This is a genomic window from Nocardioides sp. Bht2, from assembly GCF_047308515.1.
In the GTDB taxonomy this organism is placed as follows: domain Bacteria; phylum Actinomycetota; class Actinomycetes; order Propionibacteriales; family Nocardioidaceae; genus Nocardioides.
Map to the genome: position 1 here is coordinate 28,548 of NZ_JBLBWI010000013.1, position 24,942 is coordinate 53,489.

Annotated in this window: 25 protein-coding genes; 5 read left to right on the plus strand and 20 right to left on the minus strand. The window is 69.4% G+C overall.

What is annotated here, in order from left to right; genetic code table 11:
* Positions 1-52 precede the first annotated feature (52 nt).
* The 6 genes from ACLM5J_RS15370 to ACLM5J_RS15395 all read right to left on the minus strand — a co-directional run bounded on the left by ACLM5J_RS15370 (position 53) and on the right by ACLM5J_RS15395 (position 6,700).
* Entirely contained in the window at positions 53-1,741 is a 1,689-nt protein-coding gene (locus tag ACLM5J_RS15370) for a uroporphyrinogen-III synthase (protein WP_413657335.1), read from the minus strand.
* Positions 1,741-2,682 (minus strand): hydroxymethylbilane synthase, encoded by a 942-nt coding sequence (hemC, locus tag ACLM5J_RS15375; protein WP_413657337.1) that lies wholly within the window; start codon positions 2,680-2,682, stop codon positions 1,741-1,743. Before hemC ends, ACLM5J_RS15370 begins: the two co-directional genes overlap by 1 nt.
* Positions 2,682-3,971 carry a glutamyl-tRNA reductase gene (locus ACLM5J_RS15380; protein ID WP_413657338.1) on the minus strand — a complete coding sequence of 430 codons (1,290 nt, stop codon included), beginning with the start codon at positions 3,969-3,971 and terminating at the stop codon, positions 2,682-2,684. The genes hemC and ACLM5J_RS15380 overlap by 1 nt, the downstream gene beginning before the upstream one ends.
* Positions 3,968-4,618 carry a redox-sensing transcriptional repressor Rex gene (locus tag ACLM5J_RS15385; RefSeq protein WP_413657430.1) on the minus strand — a complete coding sequence of 217 codons (651 nt, stop codon included), beginning with the start codon at positions 4,616-4,618 and terminating at the stop codon, positions 3,968-3,970. Before ACLM5J_RS15385 ends, ACLM5J_RS15380 begins: the two co-directional genes overlap by 4 nt.
* Positions 4,619-4,901: 283 nt before the next feature.
* Positions 4,902-5,147: a glutaredoxin family protein gene (locus ACLM5J_RS15390; RefSeq protein ID WP_413657340.1), complete on the minus strand. Its 246-nt coding sequence runs from the start codon at positions 5,145-5,147 to the stop codon at positions 4,902-4,904.
* Entirely contained in the window at positions 5,144-6,700 is a 1,557-nt protein-coding gene (locus tag ACLM5J_RS15395; protein ID WP_413657341.1) for a class I adenylate-forming enzyme family protein, read from the minus strand. The genes ACLM5J_RS15390 and ACLM5J_RS15395 overlap by 4 nt, the downstream gene beginning before the upstream one ends.
* A gap of 106 nt (positions 6,701-6,806) precedes the next feature.
* On the opposite strand from ACLM5J_RS15395, the gene ACLM5J_RS15400 reads away from it, so the two are divergent.
* The 3 genes from ACLM5J_RS15400 (at position 6,807) to ACLM5J_RS15410 (ending at position 9,904) form a co-directional block, all read left to right on the plus strand.
* Positions 6,807-7,688 carry an HAD family hydrolase gene (locus ACLM5J_RS15400; protein ID WP_413657342.1) on the plus strand — a complete coding sequence of 294 codons (882 nt, stop codon included), beginning with the start codon at positions 6,807-6,809 and terminating at the stop codon, positions 7,686-7,688.
* A gap of 196 nt (positions 7,689-7,884) precedes the next feature.
* The gene (locus ACLM5J_RS15405) at positions 7,885-8,697 is read left to right on the plus strand and encodes a sigma-70 family RNA polymerase sigma factor (protein ID WP_413657343.1); all 813 of its coding nucleotides are present in this window, start codon (positions 7,885-7,887) and stop codon (positions 8,695-8,697) included.
* Between the two features lie 91 nt (positions 8,698-8,788).
* Positions 8,789-9,904, plus strand: a complete 1,116-nt coding sequence (locus ACLM5J_RS15410) for a DUF5667 domain-containing protein (RefSeq protein WP_413657344.1) — start codon at positions 8,789-8,791, stop codon at positions 9,902-9,904.
* Positions 9,905-9,997: 93 nt separating this feature from the next.
* Here ACLM5J_RS15410 and ACLM5J_RS15415 read toward each other — a convergent pair whose 3' ends face one another.
* The 5 genes from ACLM5J_RS15415 to ACLM5J_RS15435 form a co-directional block, all read right to left on the minus strand.
* Positions 9,998-11,164: a lysophospholipid acyltransferase family protein gene (locus ACLM5J_RS15415; protein ID WP_413657345.1), complete on the minus strand. Its 1,167-nt coding sequence runs from the start codon at positions 11,162-11,164 to the stop codon at positions 9,998-10,000.
* Positions 11,157-12,194 carry an NAD-dependent epimerase/dehydratase family protein gene (locus tag ACLM5J_RS15420; RefSeq protein WP_413657346.1) on the minus strand — a complete coding sequence of 346 codons (1,038 nt, stop codon included), beginning with the start codon at positions 12,192-12,194 and terminating at the stop codon, positions 11,157-11,159. The genes ACLM5J_RS15415 and ACLM5J_RS15420 overlap by 8 nt, the downstream gene beginning before the upstream one ends.
* A 14-nt stretch (positions 12,195-12,208) precedes the next feature.
* Positions 12,209-12,310: a 30S ribosomal protein bS22 gene (locus ACLM5J_RS15425; protein ID WP_008356322.1), complete on the minus strand. Its 102-nt coding sequence runs from the start codon at positions 12,308-12,310 to the stop codon at positions 12,209-12,211.
* A 164-nt stretch (positions 12,311-12,474) separates the two neighbouring features.
* A complete protein-coding gene (locus ACLM5J_RS15430; protein ID WP_413657348.1) occupies positions 12,475-12,675 on the minus strand; it encodes a helix-turn-helix domain-containing protein in 201 nt (66 codons plus the stop codon).
* A gap of 164 nt (positions 12,676-12,839) precedes the next feature.
* The gene (locus ACLM5J_RS15435; protein WP_413657349.1) at positions 12,840-14,054 is read right to left on the minus strand and encodes an acetoin utilization protein AcuC; all 1,215 of its coding nucleotides are present in this window, start codon (positions 14,052-14,054) and stop codon (positions 12,840-12,842) included.
* 204 nt (positions 14,055-14,258) lie between these two features.
* Between ACLM5J_RS15435 and trpS the strand changes: the two genes are divergently transcribed.
* Positions 14,259-15,215 (plus strand): tryptophan--tRNA ligase, encoded by a 957-nt coding sequence (trpS, locus tag ACLM5J_RS15440; RefSeq protein ID WP_413657350.1) that lies wholly within the window; start codon positions 14,259-14,261, stop codon positions 15,213-15,215.
* Between the two features lie 60 nt (positions 15,216-15,275).
* Here trpS and ACLM5J_RS15445 read toward each other — a convergent pair whose 3' ends face one another.
* Positions 15,276-15,467 (minus strand): BldC family transcriptional regulator, encoded by a 192-nt coding sequence (locus ACLM5J_RS15445; RefSeq protein ID WP_413657351.1) that lies wholly within the window; start codon positions 15,465-15,467, stop codon positions 15,276-15,278.
* Positions 15,468-15,654: 187 nt separating this feature from the next.
* Here ACLM5J_RS15445 and ACLM5J_RS15450 point away from each other — a divergent pair, with 187 nt between their 5' ends.
* Entirely contained in the window at positions 15,655-16,737 is a 1,083-nt protein-coding gene (locus ACLM5J_RS15450; RefSeq protein ID WP_413657352.1) for a Glu/Leu/Phe/Val family dehydrogenase, read from the plus strand.
* 164 nt (positions 16,738-16,901) lie between these two features.
* Here the strand turns inward: ACLM5J_RS15450 and ACLM5J_RS15455 are convergent, their stop codons facing one another.
* From ACLM5J_RS15455 to ACLM5J_RS15490, 8 genes are all read right to left on the minus strand, one after another.
* A complete protein-coding gene (locus ACLM5J_RS15455) occupies positions 16,902-17,087 on the minus strand; it encodes a DUF3073 domain-containing protein (protein ID WP_413657353.1) in 186 nt (61 codons plus the stop codon).
* Positions 17,088-17,361: 274 nt separating this feature from the next.
* Positions 17,362-18,417: a phosphoribosylformylglycinamidine cyclo-ligase gene (gene purM / locus ACLM5J_RS15460; RefSeq protein ID WP_413657354.1), complete on the minus strand. Its 1,056-nt coding sequence runs from the start codon at positions 18,415-18,417 to the stop codon at positions 17,362-17,364.
* Positions 18,418-18,453: 36 nt separating this feature from the next.
* A complete protein-coding gene (gene purF / locus ACLM5J_RS15465) occupies positions 18,454-20,034 on the minus strand; it encodes an amidophosphoribosyltransferase (RefSeq protein WP_413657355.1) in 1,581 nt (526 codons plus the stop codon).
* 136 nt (positions 20,035-20,170) lie between these two features.
* The gene (locus tag ACLM5J_RS15470) at positions 20,171-21,511 is read right to left on the minus strand and encodes a dipeptidase (RefSeq protein ID WP_413657431.1); all 1,341 of its coding nucleotides are present in this window, start codon (positions 21,509-21,511) and stop codon (positions 20,171-20,173) included.
* A 55-nt stretch (positions 21,512-21,566) separates the two neighbouring features.
* A complete protein-coding gene (locus ACLM5J_RS15475) occupies positions 21,567-22,283 on the minus strand; it encodes a hypothetical protein (RefSeq protein WP_413657356.1) in 717 nt (238 codons plus the stop codon).
* Positions 22,284-22,356: 73 nt separating this feature from the next.
* The gene (locus ACLM5J_RS15480) at positions 22,357-23,589 is read right to left on the minus strand and encodes a pyridoxal phosphate-dependent aminotransferase (RefSeq protein WP_413657357.1); all 1,233 of its coding nucleotides are present in this window, start codon (positions 23,587-23,589) and stop codon (positions 22,357-22,359) included.
* 41 nt (positions 23,590-23,630) lie between these two features.
* Positions 23,631-24,539: a 2-hydroxyacid dehydrogenase gene (locus ACLM5J_RS15485; protein WP_413657358.1), complete on the minus strand. Its 909-nt coding sequence runs from the start codon at positions 24,537-24,539 to the stop codon at positions 23,631-23,633.
* Positions 24,536-24,901 carry a sterol carrier family protein gene (locus ACLM5J_RS15490; protein WP_413657359.1) on the minus strand — a complete coding sequence of 122 codons (366 nt, stop codon included), beginning with the start codon at positions 24,899-24,901 and terminating at the stop codon, positions 24,536-24,538. Before ACLM5J_RS15490 ends, ACLM5J_RS15485 begins: the two co-directional genes overlap by 4 nt.
* Positions 24,902-24,942 lie beyond the last annotated feature (41 nt).

The window sequence follows — 24,942 nt, forward strand, 5'->3', positions numbered from 1 at the left end:
TCCCAGTATCTGGGTGCCAGGTGCCACATAGGCGATCAGCTCGGCGAGAGGATCAGCTGCTGGTCGCCTTGCGCCGGGCCGACGGCTTGCGGTCCGACGGCTTGGTGACCGGCTGGCCGGCTTCGACCAGGGCCGCGCGGCGAGCCGCACCGAAGTCGGCTAGCGACTCGACGAGGTCCTCGACCGACGGCGTCGGGGCCATCACGTCGACGCGCAGGCCGTGCTCCTCGGCGGTCTTCGCGGTGGCGGGACCGATCACGGCGATCACCGTGGAGGCGTGCGGCTTGCCGGCGATACCGACCAGGTTGCGCACCGTCGAGGACGAGGTGAAGACGACGGCGTCGAACTTGCCGGTCTTGATCGCGTCACGGGTCGGCGCCGGCGGCGGGGTGGCCCGCACCGTGCGGTAGGCGGTGACGTCGTCGCACTCCCAGCCGAGGTCGATCAGGCCCGCGACCAGGTTCTCGGTGGCGATGTCGGCACGCGGCAGGAAGACCCGGTTGATCGGGTCGAGCACGTCGTCGTAGGGCGGCCAGTCGGCGAGCAGGCCGGCAGCCGACTGCTCACCCGACGGCACCAGGTCGGCGCGGAGGCCCCAGGCGGCGATCGCGGCGGCGGTCTTGTCACCCACCGCGGCGATCTTCAAGCCGGAGAACGCACGCGCGTCGAGGCCGTACTCCTCGAACTTCTCACGGACCGCCTTGACCGCGTTGACGGAGGTGAAGGCGATCCACTCGTAGCGACCCTCGACCAGGCCACGGACGGCCTTGTCCATCTGCTGCGGGTTCCGCGGCGGCTCGACCGAGATGGTCGGCACCTCCTCGGGCACAGCACCGTAGGAGCGCAGACCCGAGGTCAGCGTTCCGGCCTGCTCCTTGGTGCGCGGCACCAGGACGCGCCAGCCGAAGAGCGGCTTGGTCTCGAACCAGGAGAGCGTGTTGCGCAGGTTGACGACGTCGCCGATCACGGTGATCGCCGGCGGGGCGATCCGGGCGGCACGCGCGTCGGCGGCGATGTTCTCCAGGGTCGAGGTGACCGTGCGCTGGTTGGTGGTGGTGCCGGTCTGCGTCATCGCGACCGGCGTGTTCGCGTTGCGGCCGGCCGCGATCAGCGCCTTGGCGATGTCGGCGATCCCGCCGACGGCCGAGAGCAGGACCAGGGTGCGGTTGTCCGCGTACTGGCTCCAGTCGACCTTCTCGCCGCAGGTCACGACGGCGACCTCACGGTTGTTCTTGGTGGTCAGCGGGACGCCGGCGTAGGCAGGGACGGCGGTCGCCGAGGAGACACCGGGCACGATCTCGAAGGCGATCGAGGCCTTGGCGCAGGCCTGCGCCTCCTCCGGGCCCGAGGCGTAGAGGAACGGGTCGCCGTTCATCAGGCGCACGACACGGAGGCCGCGCTTGGCCTGCTTGACGACGACCTTGGCGCGGTTGGCGTGGGTCAACGGCTGGCCGTCGTCGCCGAAGCCACCGTCGATGAACTCCGGACCCGGCACCTCGGTGACGGTCTCGTTGCCGTCCTCGTCGACGACGACCGTCGGCTCGGGCAGGCCGAGCACGGTCCGCACCATCGGCTCGTGCTCAGGGAGCTCGGTGATCACCACGTCGGCCTCAGCGAGGAGGCCTGCCGCGCGGACGGTCAACAGGTCGGGGTCGCCGGGGCCACTGCCCACGAACGCTACCCAGCCCCGGGGCCGATCCGCGTCCGTGGCCGGAGTGGTCTTGGTCTTGCGTCCAGTCATCAGTGCTGCCTCTTCGCTGGTGTGTGGATCAGTTCTGCCGCGCCCTCTTCGAGCATCCCGGTCCCCAACCGGTTGCCCACCTCCGCAGCGTCGGCGACGGGGCCAGTCGCCGACCTACGCATGTTCACGGCGCCGTCGTGCGAGAGCACCACAGCGCGCAGCCAAAGTTCCGCATCACCTTCGCCGCCCGAGACCACTTCGGCGAGCGCACCCACCGGGGCCGAGCAGCCGGCCTCCAGGGTGCGAAGTACAGCGCGTTCCGCGGTGACCGCGGCGCGGGTGTCGGCGTCGTCCAGGGCGGCGGCGAGTTGCGCCACCAGCTCGACGTCGGCGCTCCGGCACTCGATGGCCAGCGCCCCCTGCCCGGGAGCGGGCAGCATCTGGAGCGGATCGAGGCTCTCGGTGATCACGTCGAGCCGGTCGATCCGACTCAGACCTGCTCGCGCCAGGATCACGCCGTCCGCCTCCCCCGAGGTGACCTTGCCGAGCCGGGTGTCGATGTTGCCGCGCAGCCCGACGACCTCCAGGCCGAGACCCAGCGCGTTTAGCTGCGAGGCGCGGCGCGGCGAACCGGTGGCCACCACGCTGCCCGGCGGAAGCTCACCGAGGGTGAGTCCGTCGCGGGCGACCAGGACGTCGCGCGGGTCCTCGCGGGTCGGGATCGCGGCCAGGGCGATCCCTTCGCAAGGCTCGGTGGGCAGATCCTTGAGGGAGTGCACCGCGAAGTCACAGAGCCCGTCGATGAGCGCGTCACGCAGCGCCGAGACGAAGACACCGGTGCCGCCCATCTGGGCCAGTGGGGTCCGGTTGACGTCACCCTCGGTGGTGACCGGAACCAGCTCCACCTCGACGCCGAGCCGCTCGCGGACCATGTCGGCCACGTGGCCGGACTGGGTGCGGGCGAGCAGCGAGGCACGGGTGCCGAGACGAAGTACAGCCATCAGCGGCCACCTCCGGGACGAGTAACAGCATCGACAGCGTCGGGGTCGAGCGCGAAGAGCTCGGCCAACGCGGTGGCGTAGGAGACCGCACCGGTCTCGTCGGCAAGTTCACGGACCCGCGTGGTGGGGCGGTGGAGCAGCTTGTCCGCGACCCGGCGGATCGCCTGCTCCACCTCGTCCCGGTGCGCCGGGTCGAGCCCGGGCAGGCGGGTCAGCAGGCGCTCGATCTCGGCGTCCACGACGCTGGTCGCCATCGACCGCAGCGCGACCACGGTCGGGGTGACGCTGGCCTGCCGACGGGCGTTGAGGAAGGCAGCGATCTCTTCGGAGACGATCGCCCGGACGCCGGTCACGCTCTGCAGGCCCGCGACGTCGTGCAGTTCCTCGGCGAGAGTGCTCAGGTTCTTGAGGGTGACGCCGGGAAGATCGCCGACCGCCCACTCGATGTCGTGCGGCAGCGCGAGGTCGATCAGGGTCACCGGGCGGGTGGAGCCACCGCGGACGGCGGCGACCTGCTCGGCGGTGATCACCGCGCCGCTGGCACCGGTACAGGAGATGACCAGGTCCGCATCGGCGAGCACCTCGCCGAGCTCGTCGATCGGCCGGGCCTCACCGTCGTATTCGGCGGCGAGCCGCTGCGCGGCGCTCTCGGTCCGGTTCAGCACGGTCACCAGGCCGGCGCCGCGACGCGACAGCGTGGAGACGGCGAGCGAGGCCATCGCGCCGGCACCGACGACGACGGCACGGCGACCCTCGATGGAGCCGACCAGGTCGAGTGCGGCGCTGACCAGCGACGGCGCCGCGTGGTCGATGTCGGTCTCGGCGTGACTGCGCTTGCCGACCCGCAGGGCCTGCTGGAAGAGCACGTTGAGCGAGGCGCCGACGGTGCCGTGCTCCTGACCGATCCGCAAGGCCTCACGGGTCTGGCCGAGGATCTGGCCCTCACCGACCACCATCGAGTCGAGGCCGGAGGCGACGTGGAAGAGGTGTGAGACGGCGGCGTCGCCGTAGTGCACGTAGAGGTTGCCGATCAGCTCGGCGTCGACGGGCTCGTCGGCTTCGTGGCCGAGCAGCAGCCGGGAGATCTCTTCGACACTGCCGTGGAAGCGGTCGACGTCGGTGTAGACCTCGAGCCGGTTGCAGGTGGAGAGCACGGTCGTCTCGCTGACGTGCTCCATCTCGGAGGTCCGCGCGATCAGCTTGTCGACCCCGGAGGCGTCCAGGGTCAGCCGCTCCAGCACCTCCACGGGGGCGGTGCGGTGCGAGATTCCGACAACCAGGATGCTCATGCCGAGGCTCCTTCTTCCGGCTCGGAGACCGACGGCGCCTTGCGCTGCTCGTGGTAGGCGAGGATCTGCAGTTCGATGGAGAGGTCCACCTTGCGGACGTCGACGCCTTCAGGCACGGCAATGACGCTCGGAGCGAAGTTCAAGATGCTGGTGATGCCTGCGGCGACCATCTCGTCGGCGACCGGCTGAGCGGCTTCGGCCGGGGTGGCGATGACGCCGATCGCGACGGACTGGTCGGCGACGATCGCGGCGAGTTCGGCGAACGGCCGGACAGGGAGACCGGCGACGACCTTCTCGCTCAGCGCCGGGTCGGCGTCGAGCAGCGCGACCACCCGGAAACCGCGGGAGCGGAAGCCGGAGTAGTTGGCCAGCGCGTGGCCCAGGTTTCCGATACCGACGATGATGACCGGCCAGTCCTGGGTGACGCCGATCTCGCGGGCGATCTGGTAGCGCAGGTAGTCGACGTCGTAGCCGACCCCACGGGTCCCGTACGAGCCCAGGTAGGAGAGGTCCTTGCGGAGCTTGGCACTGTTGACGCCGGCCGCCACCGCGAGTTCCTCGCTGGAGCAGGTGCTGATGCCACGTTCGAGCATCGCGTGCAGGGCCCGGAGGTAGATCGGCAACCGGGCCACCGTAGCCTCGGGGATCTCACGGCCTGCGGCACGAGTCGCCCCACCATCAACAGAGGCTGCCGACTCGCGGCCGCCAGGTGACGGGGTGGGTGCGCTCACGCTGAACTCGTCTTTCAAAGAGGCCGCCAGGCGCCACCATCGCCGGCGCTGGAATGCGCCTGCGACGTCCTTGCGACCCATTCACCTTAGGAGTTTGTGAACGTGAGAACAAACTGGCGAAGCCTGGGGATAACACAGGTGACTTGGCTCACTCCACGCGGGGTGGGCGATAGCACCCAACGAACCGGCGAGTAGGAGCTCAGCTGGGGCGGGTCAATGCCGCGCGCAACCGCTCCTCGTCGACCCGCCAGAAGTCGTGCTGCTTGCCGTCGACCAGGGTCACCGGGATCTCGTCGTCGTAGTGCGCGGGGAGTCCGACGGCGTCGTCGATGTCGATCTCGTCGAAGCTCTCCCCCAGCTCCGCACAGACCCGCGCGATCACCGCGCGTGCCTCGTCGCAGAGGTGGCAGCCCTCCCGGGCGTAGAGCGTGACCCGTGCGCTCACGCCTCAGCCCCCTGGTCGATCAGGTCGAGCACGCGACGCCGCTCGGCGGCCCGCAGACGACCCTTCTGGACCTGACCGGTCGCCGTATGCGGCAACTCAGGCACCAGGTGGACCACCGTGGGCTGCTTGAACCGGGCCAGCAACTTCTCCGCCCGAGCGGTGACGCCGGCGCGGACCTCGTCGGGGTCGCCGTCGGCGACCAGGTAGGCCACCACCGCCTCGCCGGTCGCGGCGTCGGGGACACCGACGACCGCGACCTCGCGGACCCCGGGGACACCGGCCAGGACGACCTCGACCTCGACCGGATAGACCCGGAAGCCGGAGACGGTGACGACGTCCTTGCGGCGGTCGACGAGGAAGAGGTCGCCGTCGTCGTCGATGAAGCCGACGTCGCCGGTCCGCCACCAGCCTTCGGCGTCGGGACCGTCCTCACCGTCGGGCCAATAGCCGGAGAAGAGGTTGTCGCCGCGGATCTCGATCTCGCCCGGGTCACCGTCGTGGTGCGGCAACCCGCCGTCGTCGACCAGGCGCACCTCGATCCCGGGCAGCGGCGCCCCCAGCGATCCGGGAGTGGCCTGCTTGCTGCAGAGCGTGGAGGTGACCACGGGCGCCGCCTCGGTCAGGCCGTAGCCCTGGTGGACGCCGACCCCGACCTCCGCGGCGAACGCGTCGACGTCGGAGCCGGTCATCGCCGCGGAGCCGGAGAGGACGAGGCGGACCGAGCCGAGCCGGAGCGCGAGGTCCTCCATCGGCAGCCAGTGCGCGAAGACCGGCGGAGCCACCGGGACGACACTGACCGCCTCGTCGTCGATCAGGTCGAGGGTGCCGTCCGGGTCGAAAGACTCCGCGATCACCAACCGGGCGGCCTGGCCGACCGTGGCACCGAGGACGGCGTTGAGGCCGTAGACGTGGAACAGCGGGAGGACGCCGAGCACGACGTCGGTGGCGGCCAGCATCGGCGGCTGGACGGCGGCGATCTGCGCGATGTTGGCGAGCAGGGCGCGGTGGGTCAGCATCGCCGCGCGGGGACGGCCCGAAGCACCGCTCGTGTAGAGCAGCACCGCCAGCGCCTCGGCGTCGGCCAACGGCGGTAGCGCCCGGCCCCGCTGCAACGCGAGTTGGTCGTAGGAGTGCTCGCCCGGCTGCAGGGTGGTGCCGACGGTGACCACGCGGACGGTGAACGCGTCGAGGGCGGCGACCGCCTCGCGGCTGGCCGTCACCGACCGGGAGTCGGCGATCAGCAGCCGCGACCCGCTGTCGGCGAGCATCCGGGCCAGATCGTCGGCCGAGGAGCGCGGGTTGACCGGCACGGCGACCAACTGGGCACGCAACGCGGCGAGGTAGCAGGTCACGAACTCGATCCGGTTGCCGAGCGCGATCATCACCCGGTGTCCGGCGACCAGGCCGGCGTCGGCGTACCCACCGGCGACCCGGTCGACCTCGTCGTCCACTTCGGCCCAGGTCATCCGGCGGCCGCTGGCGGCCTCGACCAGGGCGGTGTCGTCGCCGTGGGCGTGGGCAGCCTGGGTGAGCAGATCCGCGAGGTTCAACATGGCCGAATCCTTCCACACCCGACCAGCCTCGGTACGGGACTCTGCCGACCAGACACCCGCTCCGTTAAGGCTCCCCGGCGAACCTCGGTCGGGCTAGGCTGCACTCGTGAGCGACGACTACCGTCCTGGCCCCCGCCGTCGAGACCTGCAACGACGCTCAACCCTGGCCGGAGAAGCCGCTGCCGCCGAGGCGGAGGTGGAGGCTGCGCTCGCGGTTCCGCAGGATCAGACCGCGGCCGCCTTCTTCGACGTCGACAACACGGTGATGCAGGGCGCCAGCATCTTCCATCTGGCCCGCGGCCTGCACCGCCGCAAGTTCTTCACCACCCGCGACATTCTTGGCGCCGCCTATAAACAGGCCTACTTCCGCGTGGTCGGCGTCGAGGACCCGGAACATATGGACGAGGCGCGCAACTCGGCGCTGAGCTTCATCGCCGGGCACACGGTGCGCGAGTTGGAGGAGCTCGGCGAGGAGATCTTCGAAGAGGCGATGGCGCACCGGATCTGGCCGGGCACCCGCGCCCTCGCCCAGATGCATCTGGACGCCGGCCAGCGGGTCTGGCTGGTCACCGCGGCACCGATCGAGATCGCCGCGATCATCGCCCGCCGACTAGGCCTGACCGGAGCGATGGGGACGGTCGCCGAGCATGAGGGCGGCGTCTACACCGGGCGACTGGTCGGCGAGATGCTGCACGGTCCGGCGAAGGCCGAGGCGATCAAGGCGTTGGCTGCGCGTGAGGGACTGGACCTGAGCCGGTGCTCGGCGTACAGCGACTCCTCCAACGACCTGCCGATGCTGAGCCTGGTCGGCGACCCGGTGGCGATCAACCCCGATCCGCGCCTCCGCGACCATGCCCGCGCGGAGGGTTGGCGGATCCGGGACTACCGGACCGGCCGGAAGGCCGCCCGCGCCGGCCTGTTGGCGGGTGCGGCTATCGGTGCGGTCGCGGGCGCGCTGGCGGCCGCCGGGGCCACTCGGCGTCGCTGAAACACCGAAAGGACCATGCCCGCAGGGGGTCATACCACCCCTTTTTGCGTGTACAGGACAACTGGCATGGCCCGTTCGGACCATTCCTGCCGCTCAGACGCTCGGACCAGACTCAAACTCCTTCCCCACTTCTCGTAGCTGGCCTATGCTCGGCCAGAACCACGGGCGGGAACGCCTCGGGGGAGGGGTAGGGGCTGTGAGGGAGCAAGGTCGAGTCGAGCACGGCATGGCCGCGCTGCGCCGCGCCTTGGCACAGGTACTCGTCGGGCTCGATCCCAGCGAGCTCCAACTCACCGGGCCGCTCTTCGCCACCGCGGGAACCACCGGCACCGGATCCACGCTGCGGCCCAACGTCGGACTGTTGATCTCGGAGGCCGCCTCCGAGGTGGCCCCCACGAGCGGCCCCGACTACAACGACTCCGCCTTCGCCGCCTCCTCCGAGGAGAGTGAAGCCGACCGGGAACGACTGATCGCCCTGGTGGAGCTCGCTCGCGGCGGGGACAAGGAGGCGTTCGGACTCCTCTTCGACCACTACCACCCGTCGGTCTACCGGTTCCTCTTCTACCGGACCCGCTCCCAGACGCTCGCCGAGGACCTGGCCTCCGAGACCTTCTTCCGCGCGCTCCGCTCGATGAACAACTTCCGCTGGCAGGGCAAGGACTTCGGCGCCTGGCTGATGACCATCGCGCGCAACCTGACCACCGACCACTTCAAGGCCGGCCGAACCCGCCTGGAGCAGACCACCGACGACATGGGCGTCCACGACGACGCCACCGAAGGCCCCGAGGCCGAGGTACTGACCGCCCTCACCAACGAGGTCCTGCTCGACGCACTCACCCAGCTCCCCAAGGAGCAGCAGGAGTGCCTGGTCATGCGGTTCCTGCAAGGAATGAGCATCGCCGAGACGGCCGCCGTCCTGCAACGCTCGGACGGAGCGGTCAAGCAGCTCCAGCTCCGCGGCGTCCGCAACCTGGCGAAGCTACTGCCGGAGGGGATCAAGGACCGATGATGCCCAGCTCACATTCGCGCACCGTAACCCCGGATATCGGCGCCTCGTTGTGCCAGCGACCACCTTTCGCTCTCACCTCCAGGATCTGCTCATGATCTCCCTGACGCCGGCCGCCCGCCGCGCCGAGGAATTCGCCGCTCAGCTCGAGGGGCGTTCCGATCAGCGCGCGACGCGCAATGCTGATCTCCTCGAGCTCGTCGGCGCGCTGCGCAGCGTCCCTGGGCCCGCACCTCGGCCCGAGTTCGTCGCCGACCTCCGCGCCCAGCTGATGGCCGAGGCCGACGTGGTGCTGAGCGAGACCTCCCGCAAGCTGGCCCTGCCGAGCGCCGGTTCGCCGCGCAAGCGGGACCGCCGGATCGCCGTCGCCGCTGGTGCGATCGCGTTGATCGGCGTCTCGTCCTCGGTAGCCGTGGCCGCGCAGAGCGCTCTGCCGGGCGACGCGCTCTACCCGATCAAGAAGGCGCTGGAAGGCGCCAGCACCACCTTGCAGGTCAACGACGGCGCCAAGGCGGACCAGCTCCTGGACAACGCCAACTCGCGGCTCAGCGAGGTCAAGAAACTCTCGGCCCGCTCGGACCGTTCGGCCCAGGTTCCGGTCACGCTGAACGCCTTCAGCGAGCAGACCAACGACGCCGCCGACATCCTGATCGAGGACTACAAGCAGAACGGAAACGAGGCGAGCGTCGAGAAGCTGCGCGCCTTCGCGTCGAGCAGCATCGAAGAGCTCACCACCCTCGGCCGCTCACTGCCCGCCTCGGTCGCCGACGCCCTCAGCGATGCGGTCGGCAACCTGATCCGGCTCGACAGCATCGCCGCCGACCTCTGCCCGACCTGCGCGGGTAGCCTCCCGATCCTCCCCGAGCCGACGGCGAACGGGTTCACCAGCGACATCGAGAAGCTGCTCGGCAAGCTCGACCCGAGCAACGTCCCGGCGAAGCAGGAGTCCCCGGCCAAGTCCGAGACCGATGGTGCCACCGAGCCCAGCGCTCCGCAGACACAGACGCCGGCCCCGACCGAGCAGGACGACCCGACGACGCCGAAGCCGAATTCGGACAAGCCGTCCAGCAAGCCCGCGCTGACCGATCCACTGGTCGGCGAAGAGGGCCTACTCGGTCCGAAGGGCCCCGTCATCGGCGGCGTCGTCGACCCGCTCCTGGGCGGTCTCCTCGGCGGCCTGCTCGGCGGCGGCGACCGCAACGCGGAGTAGCAGCCACTCCCGACCGTCGCCGTCAGCACCGCTGACGGCGACGTTTGTCGTGTACCGCCCGACGGTGACGCTTCGGGCGTGCCGCGACGCGGCTCAGCCGAAGACCGAACCCCGGTCCATCAGCAGCTTGTAGAGCGACTGCTGGATCGTCTCGCGCACCTGGTCGGTGACGTCGAAGACCAACATCGGGTCGTCGGCCGCCGAGCCCTCGTAGGTGTCGGTCCGGATCGGCTCGCCGAACTCCAGGATCCACTTCGAGGGCAACGGCACCAGGCCGAGCGGCCCGAGCAGCGGGAAGAACGGGGTGATCGGGATGTACGGCAGACCCAGCAACCGGGCCAGCGACGGCACGTTGCCGACCAGCGGGTAGATCTCCTCAGCGCCGACCACGGAGAGCGGGATGATCGGTACGCCGGTGCGGAGCGCCGCACTCACGAAGCCACCACGCCCGAAACGCTGCAGCTTGTAGCGCTCGGAGTAGGGCTTGCCGATCCCCTTGAAGCCTTCGGGCCAGACGCCGACCAGCTCGCCCTTGCGGAGCATCCGCTCGGCGTCCTCGCTGCAGGCGAGCGTGGTGCCCGCCTTGCGCGCCAGGCCGCCGACGATCGGCAACTGGAAGACCAGGTCGGCGCCGAGCGGGCGCAGCGAGCGGCCGGTGTGGTCGTGCAGGCTGACCATCGTCATCAGGCCGTCGACGGGGATCGTGCCGGAGTGGTTCGAGACGACGAGCGCTCCGCCTTCGGCCGGGATGTTCTCCAGCCCGCGGACCTCGATCCGGAACCACTTGTTCGCGATCGGGCGCAGCAGCGCCATCACGAACCGCTCGGTGATCTCGGCGTCGAAGCCGAACTCGTCGACCTCGTACTCACCGTTGACCCGACGTCGGAGGAAGGCGAGGAACTCGGCGAGCTTGGGCTCCCAACTCTCCCCGAAGACCTCACGCGCGGCACTGACGCCGGCGTTGATCCAGTCGGTGATCGGAATGCCCTGCTCGGGGGTGTTCACGCTGAGCCGTTGTTCGGCGACGTTGGCGTTGCCGGGTTCGTCGTTGGACGTCGTCTCGGCCGAGGTCTCTGCGCCTTCGGTCGCCATCTGTGCGCCCTCGGCGGCTATTTGTGCGCCCTCGGGGGCGGTCTCTGCGTCGTCGGGCTTGCGGGGCTTGCCGACGAGGTCGCGCGCGGCAGCAGAGGGTCGCTGGTTGCCGGAGCCGCGACCGGGGCGACCACGGGTACCGATCGGAATGATGTCAGCGTCACCCACGTGCGGCTCCTCGACTCAGCGCGGCCGATACTCCGGCCAACATGGTGTCAGGCGAAGTGAGGCGCCCGGGCGTACGCGGTCCGGGCGGAAGCGAAGCCGCGAAGTCACCGATCACCTCGGCAGTGCTGAACCGCGGCTCGAAGCCGAGCTCGGTACGCATCCGCGTGGTGTCGATGCCACGGCCGTAGGTGAGGAACGCCTGTTGCTCCGGGGAGAACTCGACGACGCCGCCTCGGCGTAGAGCGGTACCCAGGCCGCCGAGCGCGAAGGGCGGCAGCGGGACCGAGGCGCGCCCGAGCCGCCGGGTCGCCTGCGACAGCATGATCACGCCATCGCCGGCCACGTTGAAGGTCCCGGGGATGTCCTGGTTCACGGCGTGCTGAAGCACCCCGATCAGGTCGTCGTGGTGCAGGAACTGCAGGCGCGGGTCGAAGCCGAAGACCCGAGGGATCACCGGCATCCGGAAGTACTCGGCGATCGGGCTCTGGACCGTCGGCCCGAGCACGTTCGCCATGCGCAACGTCGTCACCCGCACGTCAGGACGGCGACGCGAGAAGCCACGCACATAGCCTTCGATCTCGAAGGCGTCGCGGGCATACCCCGAGCGAGGGAGCCGGCGAGCCGGCATCTCCTCGGTGAACATCGCGGGATCGCGGCTGCTCGCACCGTAGACGGTGGAGGTCGACTTGATCACCAGATGTTTGACACTCGGCGCACGCTGGCAGGCAGCCAGAAGCTGCATCGTGCCGATGACGTTGAGTTCCTTCATCGTCGCCCGACCGCCGACGCCACCAGGGGTGGCGATGACGCTCATGTGGACGACGGTGTCGACATCCTCTTTGACGATGATCTTGGCGATCACCGGGTTGCGGATGTCGGCCCGCACGAACGAGACCTCGCCGATATCACCGCGCGGCGGCACGATATCGACACCGATCACCCGATCAACGGCAGGGTCTTGCGCGATTGTCCGCGCGAACTGGCGACCGAGATCCCGTGAGACCCCGGTGACCAGTACGACCCTGCCCATTGCGGACAGGTCCCTTACTTGCCGAGCTTGCGGCGCTGCACCCGCGTCTTCTTAAGCAGCTTGCGGTGCTTCTTCTTCGCCATGCGCTTGCGACGCTTCTTGATGACAGAACCCACGGTTAACCCTTCCAATGCCTGTACGCCGACCGGGCGAGTGCACGCGGACGGCCGACACAGCCTATCCGGACATACCCGCCGAGCAGAAACCACGGGGGTGACGTCCAGCATCCGAATACTCGATCCGGACGCCGCGCACCCTCGCCGCGGCACTCGGAGACTACTCAGCCAGCGTCGTAGAAGCTGCGCTGCAAGTAGGCGTTGACGTCCTTCTCGGTGACCCGGAAGGAGCGCCCGACCCGCACCGCAGGCAGGTCTCCGTTGTGCACCAGTCGGTACACCGTCATCTTCGAGACCCGCATCATCGATGCGACCTCAGCGATCGTGAGGAACTTCGCCTCGGAGATGTCGCCGGGATTGGCCATGGCACACCACTTTCTCTTCCGAGTCACCCACCAGCTTCCCCACTGGTGATCACGCGCCCCGTCATTGCGAGCATAGGGGCTGATGTGACTCATGGGGAAGAGTGAAAGTGAAAAATGTCTGATCCTTCCGGCGTGTCGGATTGCTTCCCCGCGCCGAACCCGGCTCAAATCTCGGCACGAACCACCTGATCGAGCCCGTGCGCGGCCCGGCTCTCCACGATCGACGCATCCAACGGCGCGTGGGGATTGAACCCTTCCTCCCACGGTCGCCAGGCCGGTCGACGCCCATCGGTGAGGCGCGACGGTGCCAGTTCGCCCGTCGCCTCCCGGACCTGGTCGCGCCACTCCTGCGGCACCGCCGTCACCGGCTCCAGCGGGCGTCCGGCGACGACGGCCAGGAGATGGGTCCAGGCCCGCGGCACCACATCGGTCAGGTGGTACCCACCGCCTCCGGTGGCCACCCAGCGCCCGCCGCAGAGCTCGTGGGCCAACTCATGGAGCGCCAGATAGGTGGCCCGCTGTCCATCCACACTCAGCATCAGGTGCGAGAGCGGATCGTCCATATGGCCGTCGCAGCCCTGCTGCGTCACCAGGATCTCTGGCTGCCAGGCCCGCAACACCGGCACCGCGACCGCATGGAAGGCGCGCAGCCACCCGGCGTCCGACGTGCCGGCCGGGAGCGCCACATTGACGGCGCTGCCCGGCGCCTGCGGTCCGCCGATATCGGCAGCGAAGCCGGTGCCGGGGAAGAGCGTGGTCCCGCTCTCGTGCAGGGAGACGGTGAGGACCCGCGGGTCGTCGGCGAAGATCCGTTCGACGCCGTCGCCGTGGTGGACGTCGACGTCGACGTAGGCGACCCGGGTGGCGCCCTGGTCCAACAACCATTGGATACCGACCGCCAGGTCGTTGTAGATACAGAAGCCACTGGCCGTGTTCCGCATCGCGTGGTGCAGCCCACCGGCGATGTTGCAGCTGTGCAGCGACTCCCCGCTCCAGACCTGGCGGCAGGCCTCAACGGTGGCGCCGACGATCTGAGCGGCGGCGTCGTGCATGCCGGCGAAGAGCGGGTTGTCCGGCGTGCCGAGGCCGAACCGGAGGAGCCGTTCACGGTCGATCCGCGACGGGTCGACCACCGAACTCACCGCCTCGATCAGCGCGGGCTCGTGGACGGTGGCCAGCAGATCTCGGCTCGCCGCGGCGGCGTCGACGATCTCCAGACCGCCGGCGCTCATCACCCCGAGCCGCTGGGCCAGGCTCATCGTCAACTCGACCCGGAGCGGTGCCATCGGGTGGTGCTCACCGAAGTCGTAGGCCAACCACCTGGGATCGAAGATGGCGGTCCGACGACCACAGCGCGAGGCGTCGAGTGGTCCGGTCACCCGCAGAACCCTCCCCCGGCCGATGCCAGAACGCAAGGGCGTCGGTGGCACTATGGAGGGGTGACGTCGTTCCGCAGCACCCAGTGGTGGCCCGCCCCGTAAGGCGGACCACCTTCTCGACGTTCTCGAAAACCGGCCGCCCATGGGCGGCCGTTCTGCATTCGCTGCGTCCCGTCCGTGGGCTCTTCTAGGAAAGAGACCCCGATGACCACGCTCTCCCTGCTCACCCCGACCGGCGAGCTCACCCTCGGCAACCACCTCGGCGCGCTGCGCCAGATGCACGCCACCCAGGCAGGCGACACCTGCTACTTCGGCGTCGCCGACCTGCACGCACTCACCATGCCGCGCGACCCCGCCGTCCTACGGACGACGATCCGACGGACCCAGACCCTGCTCCTGGCCAGCGGTCTCGAGCAGAGCGTGCTGTTCCGGCAGAGCCAGGTGCCGACCCATGCCGAACTCGCGTTCCTGCTGGAGTGCACCGCCACCACCGGCGAACTGAACCGGATGATCCAGTTCAAGGAGAAGGGGCGGGGCAACACCTCGACCCGGGCCTCACTCTTCACCTATCCCGCACTGATGGCCGCCGACATCCTGCTCTACCGCCCCGAGCGGGTCCCGGTCGGCGCCGACCAGCGCCAGCACATCGAGCTCACCCGCGACCTCGCGCTGCGTTTCAACCACGACTACGCGGAGGTCTTCACGGTTCCCGAGATCGTCGTCCCGACCGCTGGCGCTCGGGTGATGAACCTGCAGGAGCCGACCAGGAAGATGAGCAAGTCGGCCACCGACCTCTCCGGGGTGATCCGCCTGCTCGACGAGCCGGCGGTGATCAAGCGGAAGGTGGCCCGCGCCGTGACGGACTCCGAGGTGGGCCCGGACGCCGTCCGCGCGGATCGGGACGCGAAGCCCGGCGTGACCAATCTGCTGGAGATCCTGACCGCCTGCGGCGGGTCAGCCGAGGCGATCACCAGCTACGGCGCCTTGAAGAGTGCGGTGACCGAGGCGGTGATCGCGGAGCTGGAACCGCTCCAGCGCCGCTATGCCGAGCTGAGCAAGGCCCCCGACCACGTCGACGCGGTCTTCGCCGAGGGCGCGGCAACCTGCATGGAGGTGACCCATCCCGTGTTGAGCGCCGCTCGGGCCGGGATGGGGCTATGACCTCAGTGTGACCTCAGCGCTAGAAAACACCGGGTACTACGACGCTGAGGTCACATTGGGCTACTCGGAACCCTCCTTCAGCAGGGCCAGGATCTCTTCCTCCCGGAACCTGCGGTGACCCCCAAGGGTCTTGATGGAATGAATCCGGCCTGCCTTGGCCCATCGGGTAACTGTCTTAGGATCCACCCGAAAGAGAGCTGCGACCTCGGCCGGTGTGAGCAACTTTTCTGCATCGCCGTCGCGGGTACTCATGGATCGACTTTCATCTGGGAAATTGTCCGACTCGGTCGAGTCTTACACATTCCGCAAGCACCTCCTAGATGCCCCGTTCGCCCAACAACACGGAACGGCCTAGGCTGGATCGTGTGACCTGCACCACCTCGCAGGCACTGGTCCCCCGCGCCTCCATCCAGGGCGCGGCAGCACGGAAAGGTCCACCATGACCAGCCACCACGTCAGCGATCCGTTCACCCAGGAACACGAACAGGTCGTCTTCGCCCACGATGAGGCGAGCGGACTGCGCGCCATCATCGCGATCCACTCCACAGCACTCGGCCCGGCCCTCGGCGGCACCCGGTTCCACGCCTATCCGGACACCGCGACGGCGCTCGCCGACGCGCTCGATCTGGCCCGCGGGATGACCTACAAGGCAGCTCTCGCCGGCCTCGACCTCGGCGGCGGCAAGGCGGTGATCATCGGCGATCCGCACCAGATGAAGTCCGAGCACCTGTTCCGCGCCTACGGTCGCTTCGTCGAGACCCTCGGCGGTCGGTACATCACCGCCTGCGACGTCGGCACCACCTCGCACGACATGGACCTGATCGGCCGCGAGACGGCGCACGTCACCGGCCGCACCCTCGCCCACGGCGGCGCCGGGGACTCCTCGGTACTGACCGCCTTCGGCGTCTTCCAAGGGATGCGGGCCAGCGCCGAAGCCGCCTGGGGCGACAGCAACCTGTCCGGCCGCACGGTCGGCGTTCTCGGCGTCGGCAAGGTCGGCCGCCACCTGGTCGGCCATCTCGTCGACGTCGGCGCCCGGGTCGTGGTCAGCGACGTCTGGCAACCCGCGATCGATCGGGTCCGCGACGAGTACCCCGACGTCGAGGTGGTCGAGAGCGCCGAGGCCCTGCTGGCCCTGCCGCTCGACGTCTACGCACCCTGCGCACTCGGCGGGGCACTCGACGACGAGGTGGCTGCCCACCTGCAGGCACGGGTCGTCTGCGGTGCGGCGAACAACCAGCTCGCCCACCCGGGGGTGGAGAAGGTGCTCGACGACCGCGGCATCCTCTATGCGCCCGACTACTGCGTGAACGCCGGTGGCCTGATCCAGGTCGCCGACGAGTTCGAGGGGTTCTCCTTCGAACGCGCCAAGCACCGCGCGACGGGGATCTTCGACACCACCCGCAACGTGCTGGAAACAGCCCGCCGTGACGGCGTCCCGCCGGCAGTGGCAGCCGACCGGCTGGCTGCGCGACGGATCAACGAAGTAGGCCGCCTGCGCGGTCTCTGGCTGCCTCGCTGACCGCACACCGGTGCGCGGCGGAAGACCGCCGCGCACTGGTCGTCAGCCAGACGAACCAGAGCCGCTCAGACGACACCGGGGCTGTCACGACAGCCCGAGGGCCCGCGTCAGGGCAGGAAGTCGCTCTACGGGACGGTCAGAACCGTCCGGCAGCGCGACTGCGCTCAATCGCGCGACGACTCCGAGTAGTCGGCATAGTCGTCGCGCTCGTCATCCGAGCGCTTCGCCTCCGACGAAGAGTTGTCGTGGTGCAGTTCGTTGGCCAGGGCAGAGAAGTCCGTCTCGTGGGTACGGTACTTAAGCTCCCGGGCGACCTTCGTCTGCTTGGCCTTGGCACGGCCGCGTCCCATAGGATCGACCCCTTCGCGCGCTCGGCCGGGTAACGTCGGCGTAAAGGCACCGCGTGGATCCCCGGCTCTTGGTCTGGTATCTCGTAGGGCCAACGCTACCTGAGCGGTGGCTGTTCCCGCGAACCCGGCCCAACTTTCGACCGCGCGCCGAGCGGCCGGAGCCTGCTGGGGCCACATGGCCGAAACGCCTCCGTGGGGTCGCGACCCCATGCGCCACTCAGCAGTGGTCAGGGCACAGCGACGCCCAGGAGGCGTTTACAGACGGTTCTAGCGCTTACCAGCCGGGGTGCTGACCGGTCATAGCCACGGAGCCGGTTCCGGCGCTCACGGAGCCCGCAACCCAGGCCTTGATCCCGAACTCGCCGAGCACCTCGATCGCCTTGTCGGCGTCCGCGGGGGCGGTCAGCGAGACCATGCCCACACCACAGTTGAGGGTCATCTCGAGGTCGGGCTGCGCGACCGAACCGACCTGGCGGACCAGGTCGAAGATCGGCTGCGGGGTCCAGGTACCGCGGTCCAGGGTGGCGTCCAGGTGCTTGGGCATGACCCGCTCCAGGTTGGCCGCCAGGCCACCACCGGTGATGTGCGACATCGCGTGGGTCTCGGTCGCCTTGGCCAGCGCCAGGCACGCCTTGGCGTAGATCCGGGTCGGCTCGAGCAGCTCCTCGCCCAGCGTGCGACCCAACTCGGGGACGTCGCGGTCGAGCTTCCAGCCGGCGGTGTTGAGCAGCACGTGGCGCACCAGCGAATAGCCGTTGGAGTGCAGGCCACTGGCCTCCATCGCGATGACGACGTCGCCGTCACGGACCAGTTCGGCACCGAGCAGGTCGGCAGCCTCGACGACACCGGTGGTCGAACCGGCCACGTCGTACTCGTCGGGGCCCAGCAGGCCCGGGTGCTCGGCGGTCTCGCCACCGACCAGTGCGGTACCGGCCAGCACACAGGCCTCGGCGATGCCCTTGACGATCGCGGCGATCCGCTCCGGGTGCACCTTGCCGGTGGCGATGTAGTCGGTGAGGAACAGCGGCTCGGCACCGCAGACCACCAGGTCGTCGACGAGCATGCCGACCAGGTCGTGTCCGATGGTGTCGTGCTTGTCCATCGCCTGCGCGATGGCGACCTTGGTGCCCACTCCGTCAGCCGAGGAGGCCAGCAGCGGACGGTCGTAGCTCTTCAGCGCCGAGGCGTCGAAGAGACCGGCGAAGCCACCGATACCGCCGACCATCTCGGGGCGGCGCGCCTTCTCGATCCAGGTCTTCATCAGCTCGACGGCACGGTCACCGGCCTCGATCGAAACTCCGGCCTGGGCGTAGGCGTTCTGGTCGCTCATCTCTCTCCTCTGCGACGAAATCTGGCGTTGATGCGTTCAGGGACGGTCGAGCGCGTCAGCCGCGCCGCCACCGGCAACGGAGGCGGCCAGACCGTCGACATCGGTGCGAGCCGACGCCGCGAGCGGAGCCTCCAGGAGGTTCTTGCCGAGCAGCTCGGGCTCGGGCAGCGCAACCGGGTAGACGCCGTCGAAGCAGGCGCGGCAGAGCTGGTCGTTGGGGACCGTGGTCGCGTCGACCAGATCCTCCAACGAGATGTAGCCCAGCGAGTCGGCGTCGATCGAGCGGCAGATCTCGTCGTTGGTCAGACCGTTGGCGATCAGCTCGGCGCGGGTGGCGAAGTCGATGCCGTAGAAACAGGGCCACTTCACCGGCGGCGAGGAGATCCGCACGTGCACCTCGCGGGCACCGGCCTCACGCAGCATCCGGACCAGCGCACGCTGGGTGTTGCCGCGCACGATCGAGTCGTCCACGACGACCAGGCGCTTGCCCTCGATGACGTCGCGCAGCGGGTTCAGCTTCAGCCGGATACCGAGCTGGCGGATGGTCTGCGACGGCTGGATGAAGGTCCGGCCCACGTAGGAGTTCTTGACCAGGCCCATCCCGTAGGGGATCCCGGAGGCCTCGGCGTAGCCGATCGCGGACGGGGTCCCGGACTCGGGGACCGGGATCACCAGGTCGGCGTCGGCGGGGAACGCCTTGGCCAGGCGGCGGCCGATCTCGACGCGGACGCTGTGCACCCGCTTGCCGGTGATGATCGTGTCCGGGCGCGCCAGGTAGACGAACTCGAAGAGGCAGCCCTTGGGCGCGGGCTCGGCGAACTGACGCGAGCGGAGCCCGTCGGCGTCGATGACGACCATCTCGCCGGGCTCGATCTCACGGATGTAGGAGGCGCCGACGATGTCGAGCGCGGCGGTCTCCGAGGCGACCACCCAGCCTCGCTCCAGACGACCGATCACCAGCGGACGGATGCCCTGGGGGTCGCGGGCGGCGTAGAGCGTGTTCTCGTCCATCCAGACGAAGGAGAAGGCGCCCTTGACCAGCGGCAGCAGCTCCATCGCCTTCTCCTCGACGGTGCTGTCGGGGTGGTGCGCGAGGAGGGCGGTGACCACGCTGGTGTCGTTGGTCGACGCTTCGGGACGGCGCATCGCCAGGTCGAGCTCACCGGTCAGGCCGGCGAGATCCTCCACCATCGTCGAAAGCTCGGCGGTGTTGGTCAGGTTGCCGTTGTGCGCCAGCGCGATCGAGCCGTGCGGCGTCGGGTGGAAGGTCGGCTGGGCGTTCTCCCAGGTGCTGGCACCCGTGGTCGAGTAACGCGCGTGACCGATCGCCAGGTGGCCCTTGAGGGCCTCCAGAGTGGACTCGTCGAAGACCTGGGAGACCAGGCCCATGTCCTTGTAGACCAGGATCTGACGGCCATTGCTGACCGCGATACCGGCAGACTCCTGGCCGCGGTGCTGCAGCGCATAGATGCCGTAGTAGGTCAGCTTGGCGACGTCTTCACCAGGGGCCCACACACCGAAGACGCCACAGGCGTCCTGGGGGCCAGAGTCCTGGGGGTCGAGGGCTGCCGTGAGGCGGCCGTCGCCGCCCTTGCGCGTGTTGCTGGGCTGAGGCACACAAATATCGTACGGGCCTACCGAGGAAGCCGCACATCGAGCGCCGCCGACTGAGAACGCCGCCGCCCGATCGTCCCTCACGTTGTGGTCGGCGCCACACCGACGCGGGCACCGGAACGTGAGGGACGGTCGTGGATCAGCGCTGTTCGGCGAGGCCTAGCAGCAGCAGCGCCTCGGCGATGCAGACCCGGTAGAACTCGGCCAGGTGCAGGCCCTCGTTGGCGCCGTGGGCCCGGGTGTCGGGGTCCTCGACGCCGGTCACCAGGACGCTGGCCTCGGGGAACGCTCCCAAGAACTCGGCGATGAACGGGATCGAGCCGCCGACGCCCATGTCGACGGGGTCGACGCCGTCCCAGGCCTGCCGGAACGCCTCACGGGCGACGTCGTAGGCGGGCCCGGTGGCGTCGATCTGGGTCGCCTCGCCGGCGTCGACCAGGGTGACCTTGAGCTCCGCGCCCCACGGGACGTGCTGCTCGAGGTGCCGGGTCAGGCACTCCAGCGCGTTGGCGGTGGTGTCGTTCGGCGCGACCCGGAGCGAGAGCTTGGCCCGAGCGGCCGGGACCAGGGTGTTGCTGGCGCCGTCGACCTTGGGGGCGTCGATGCCGGTCACCGACAACGCGGGCTGGGTCCACAACCGCTCGACGGCGCTGCCGCTGCCGATCCAGTGCAGGCCCTCGATCGCGCCGGACTCGGCGCGCAGCCGGTCCTCGGGGTAGACGACGTCGGCAGCCGGCCCACCGCGGAGCCCCTGGACGACCAGGTTGCCGGCGTCGTCGTGCAGGGAGGCGATCAGACGGCTCAGCGCCATCAGCGCGTCCGGCGCCAGGCCGCCCCACATGCCGGAGTGGACGGCGTGGGTCAGCGTGCGGACCTCGATGTCGACGCGGACCAGGCCGCGAAGGCTGGTGGTCAGCGCCGGGACGCCGATGTCCCAGTTGCCGGAGTCGGCGATCACGATCACGTCGGAGCGGAGCCGGTCCAGGTTCTGCTTGAGGAGGTCGGGCAGCGACTCCGAGCCGGTCTCCTCCTCGCCTTCGACGAAGACGGTCACGCTGACCGGCAGCTCGGCGCCGAGCATCCGGATCGCCGCCAGATGCGCGACGATGCCGGCCTTGTCGTCGGCTGCGCCCCGACCGTAGAGCCGGTCGCCGACCTCGGTCGGCTCGAACGGCGGGGTGTTCCACTCCGCGTGGTCGTTCTCCGGCTGGACGTCGTGGTGTGCGTAGAGCAGCACCGTCGGGGCACCGGCCGGGCCTGCCTTGTGGGCGATCACGGCAGGGGCGCCACCCTCGTAGGCGGTGACGACCTCGGCCTCGAAGCCCTCGGCGGCGAACAGGTCGCGGGTCTTCTCCGCGCTTCGCAGCACCTCGCCGGCGCGGGCCGGATCGGCACTCACCGAGGGAATCCGGACGAGCTCCTCCAGGTCAGCCCGCAGGGCGGGCATCAGGTCGTTCAGGCGGGCGCGAAGGTCATCGATCGAAGTCACCCCTGCACCTTACGCCGGGGCGGACGGCTGCCCCGAAGGGCCGGAGTCAGCGCGCGAGCGCCCGGTGTACGTCCAGCGCCGCGGTGATCGCGTCGGCAGTGTCGAGGCGTACGGTGCCGTTCGCCGGCATCAGCCCCGGTGCCGCGATCCGGACCCGCAGCTGGCCGATCACGACCTGGGCGCCGTCCGAGGTGAGCGGGGCCTCGAGGTCGAGGTACTGGGTCGGGGAGATCACGAAACCACCGGCCCGCTCCACGGTGGGCAGGTCGAGGACGTGGCCCACGACGTCGGTCCGGCGGATCTGGCCCTCCGCGCGCTCGACGGTCAGCACCAGACCGGTCTGCTCCTCGGCCGCCGGACGCGAGCGCCACTCGCAACGCTGGCGGACCGGGTCGGACGAGGGCTTCGGCGTCGCGGCGAGCGCAGATCCACCGCTGACGTCGGTAGGCACCGACGCGTCGGCGGCCGCGGCGTCCAGCTTCTGAGCCTTGAGCTTCTTGACGTTGACGGCCTGCGAGACCAGGCGCAGATCGGTGGCCCGCTCTCCCAAGGCAGCGCCGAGCTCATGGCAACTGGGCAGGGCGACGGCGGAGACCGGAGCGGCCTTGGCACGGAGGGTGCCGGCGTCCTCACTGATCATCTGCTGCTGGTCGAGCTTCGCGGTCCGGTCCTCGGCACGCGAGGCCGGCTCGGTCGCCTGCTGTTCACCGCAACCGACGACCAACGCGCCAACGAGCGCTAGGCCACCCACGAGCCTGAGCATTGTTTTCTCCCAACGAACGCCAACTCAACGACTCCCCGAAGGCCGAAGAGTAGTCAAGAAGTGAATCGCTTGCTCAGGCGGTGCCCACTTTGGTGCGGTATTCAGCGAGGAACTCAGCGATCCGGCCGATCGCTTCCTCGAGCATCGCCACGTCCGGCAGGCAGACCATCCGGAAGTGGTCGGGGTCCGGCCAGTTGAAGCCGGTGCCGTGGGTGACCAGCAGGTGCTTGGCCCGGAGCAGGTCGATGACGAACTGCTCGTCGTCCTTGATCGGGTAGATCTCCGGGTCGAGCCGGGCGAAGACGTAGAGCGCTCCCCGCGGCTTGACGGCGCTGACGCCGGGAATCTCGTTGAGCAGCCGGTAGGCGAGCATGCTCTGCTCGTAGAACCGGCCGCCGGGGACGATCAGTTCCTGCACCGACTGGTAGCCGCCGAGAGCGGTCTGGATCGCGTGCTGGGCCGGGACGTTCGCACACATCCGCATGTTGGAGACCAGGGTCAGACCCTCGAGGAAGTCGCGCGCGATGTGCTTCGGGCCGCTGACCAGCACCCAGCCGGAGCGGTAGCCACAGACCCGGTAGGCCTTGGAGAGGCCGCTGAACGTGAGGCAGAGGACGTCGTCGCCGGCGTAGGTCGCGGTGTGGTGGTGAACGGCGTCGTCGAAGAGGATCTTCTCGTAGATCTCGTCGCTGAAGATGACCAGTTCGTGGCGGCGCGCGATGTCGACCAGGCCCTTGACGATCTCCTCGCTGTAGACCGCGCCGGTCGGGTTGTTCGGGTTGATGATCACGATCGCGTGGGTGTTCTCGGTGATCTTCGACTCGATGTCGGCGAGGTCCGGAGCCCAGTCGTTCGACTCGTCGCACAGGTAGTGCACCGGGGTGCCTCCGGAGAGGGTGACCGCGCCGGTCCACAGCGGGTAGTCGGGCGCCGGGACCAGGATCTCGTTGCCGTCGTCGATGAAGGTCTGCAGCACCATCGTGATCAGCTCGGAGACGCCGTTGCCGATGAAGACGTCGTCGACGTGGGCCTCGGTCAGCCCCCGACTCTGGTAGTACTGCGCAACCGCGGTGCGGGCGGAGAAGATGCCCCGCGAGTCGCTGTAGCCCTGCGCCTCGGGGAGGTGGTGGATCATGTCGGCGACGATCGCCTGCGGCGCCTCGAAGCCGAAGGGTGCGGGGTTACCGATGTTGAGCTTCAGAATCTTGTGACCCTGTGCCTCGAGGCGCTGTGCCTCTTCCAGGATCGGACCGCGCACGTCGTAGCGGACGTTCTTCAGCTTCTGGCTCTGCTTGATCTCGCGCACTCCCCCATAGTCTCAGGCGGGGCGGTTGCTCCGCATCCGGGTTATTGAGACACCAGGTTGCGTAGCTGCTCGCCGGCGACCAGTGCCTGAAGTTGACCGCGCACCAGCGCTGCCACCCGCGGCAGCATCGCGGTGGTGCCACCCGCGACGTGCGGGGTGATCAGCACACCGGGCGCGGCCCAGAGCGGATGGTGCTCCGGCAGCGGCTCGGGGTCGGTGACGTCGAGCGCGAACCGGAGCCGCCCGGCCTCGGCCAGCACTGCGTCGGTGTCGAGCAGCGGCCCCCGTCCGACGTTGACCACCAGGGCGTCGTCACCGAGCTGGGCGAGGAACGCGGCGTCGACGGCGTGGCGGGTCTCCTCGGTGAGCGGCAGCACGACGACCAGCACGTGCTGCTCGGGCAGCAGCGCGGCGAGCCGCTCGGGGCCGTGGACGGTTCCGACGAGATCGTCGGTGCGGGGTCGGCTCGCGACCGCGGTGACCTGCGCCTTGCAGGCCATGAACCGCTCCGCGATGGCGCGCCCGATCGAGCCGTAGCCGTAGATCAGCACCCGGCTGTCGGCGAGCGAACGGCGTCCCGGCATTCGGTGCCATACGCCGTGCTGGCGCACCGATTCGGGGATCCCGCGTAGGGCGGCGAGGGTGAGACCGAGTGCGTGTTCGGCGGTGGCGTCGTCGTGGACACCCGTGGCGTTCGCCAGGGCGACGCCGTCCGGCAGCCGTTCCAGGAACCCGTCGTAGCCGGCCGACTGGAGCTGCACCAGGCGCAGTCGCGGGAACGAGCCGAGTTCGGCGAGCGCCTCGACGCCGGTGGCGTAGTCGGCGACGTAGACGTCGACCTCCTCGGCGCGGTTGCGGGCGGCGGCACCGATCACGAAGTCGACGCCGTCGACCGGGCCGATCGCGTGTGCCAGCTGGGCGTCCGGGAGCCGGACCAACAGGGAGCTCATCGGCCCACCAGCGGCAGCCAGACGCCGAGGTCGGACCGCTCGCCGCTGGCGTGGACCCGGCCGGCCGCCGTCTCGGCGTCCCAGGTGGACTCGCCGGTGGCCAGGGCCAGCCAGACGTCGGGCGTGATCTCGACGACCGCCGGCGGTGTACCGCGGGTGTGTCGGACGCCTTCGATCACCTGCACGGCCGCATAGGGCGGCACCCGGACTTCGACCGAGTTGCCGGGCGCGATCTCCTGGAGCAGCGCCAGGAAGTGCTTCGTCAGCAGCTTGAGTTCGGCCTTCCCAGCGGTACCCGTAGCCCGCGCCGCCAACGCAGCGCGCACCTCGCCCGGCTCAGCCGGCATCAGTCTCCTGGGCATGACCCTCCTCAATGTGACCTGACGGTGCATGTACAGCCTAT

What these genes read in the sequence shown, in the direction of transcription:
- ACLM5J_RS15455 (WP_413657353.1), bottom strand. Translation starts at nt 17,087, where the DNA reads ATGGGACGCGGCCGTGCCAAGGCCAAGCAGACGAAGGTCGCCCGGGAG.
- ACLM5J_RS15380 (WP_413657338.1), bottom strand. Translation starts at nt 3,971, where the DNA reads ATGAGCATCCTGGTTGTCGGAATCTCGCACCGCACCGCCCCCGTGGAG.
- trpS (WP_413657350.1), top strand. Translation starts at nt 14,259, where the DNA reads ATGACCACGCTCTCCCTGCTCACCCCGACCGGCGAGCTCACCCTCGGC.
- ACLM5J_RS15490 (WP_413657359.1), bottom strand. Translation starts at nt 24,901, where the DNA reads ATGCCCAGGAGACTGATGCCGGCTGAGCCGGGCGAGGTGCGCGCTGCG.
- ACLM5J_RS15410 (WP_413657344.1), top strand. Translation starts at nt 8,789, where the DNA reads ATGATCTCCCTGACGCCGGCCGCCCGCCGCGCCGAGGAATTCGCCGCT.
- ACLM5J_RS15420 (WP_413657346.1), bottom strand. Translation starts at nt 12,194, where the DNA reads ATGGGCAGGGTCGTACTGGTCACCGGGGTCTCACGGGATCTCGGTCGC.
- purM (WP_413657354.1), bottom strand. Translation starts at nt 18,417, where the DNA reads ATGAGCGACCAGAACGCCTACGCCCAGGCCGGAGTTTCGATCGAGGCC.
- hemC (WP_413657337.1), bottom strand. Translation starts at nt 2,682, where the DNA reads ATGGCTGTACTTCGTCTCGGCACCCGTGCCTCGCTGCTCGCCCGCACC.
- ACLM5J_RS15430 (WP_413657348.1), bottom strand. Translation starts at nt 12,675, where the DNA reads ATGGCCAATCCCGGCGACATCTCCGAGGCGAAGTTCCTCACGATCGCT.
- ACLM5J_RS15445 (WP_413657351.1), bottom strand. Translation starts at nt 15,467, where the DNA reads ATGAGTACCCGCGACGGCGATGCAGAAAAGTTGCTCACACCGGCCGAG.
- ACLM5J_RS15395 (WP_413657341.1), bottom strand. Translation starts at nt 6,700, where the DNA reads ATGTTGAACCTCGCGGATCTGCTCACCCAGGCTGCCCACGCCCACGGC.
- ACLM5J_RS15370 (WP_413657335.1), bottom strand. Translation starts at nt 1,741, where the DNA reads ATGACTGGACGCAAGACCAAGACCACTCCGGCCACGGACGCGGATCGG.
- ACLM5J_RS15450 (WP_413657352.1), top strand. Translation starts at nt 15,655, where the DNA reads ATGACCAGCCACCACGTCAGCGATCCGTTCACCCAGGAACACGAACAG.
- ACLM5J_RS15475 (WP_413657356.1), bottom strand. Translation starts at nt 22,283, where the DNA reads ATGCTCAGGCTCGTGGGTGGCCTAGCGCTCGTTGGCGCGTTGGTCGTC.
- ACLM5J_RS15485 (WP_413657358.1), bottom strand. Translation starts at nt 24,539, where the DNA reads ATGAGCTCCCTGTTGGTCCGGCTCCCGGACGCCCAGCTGGCACACGCG.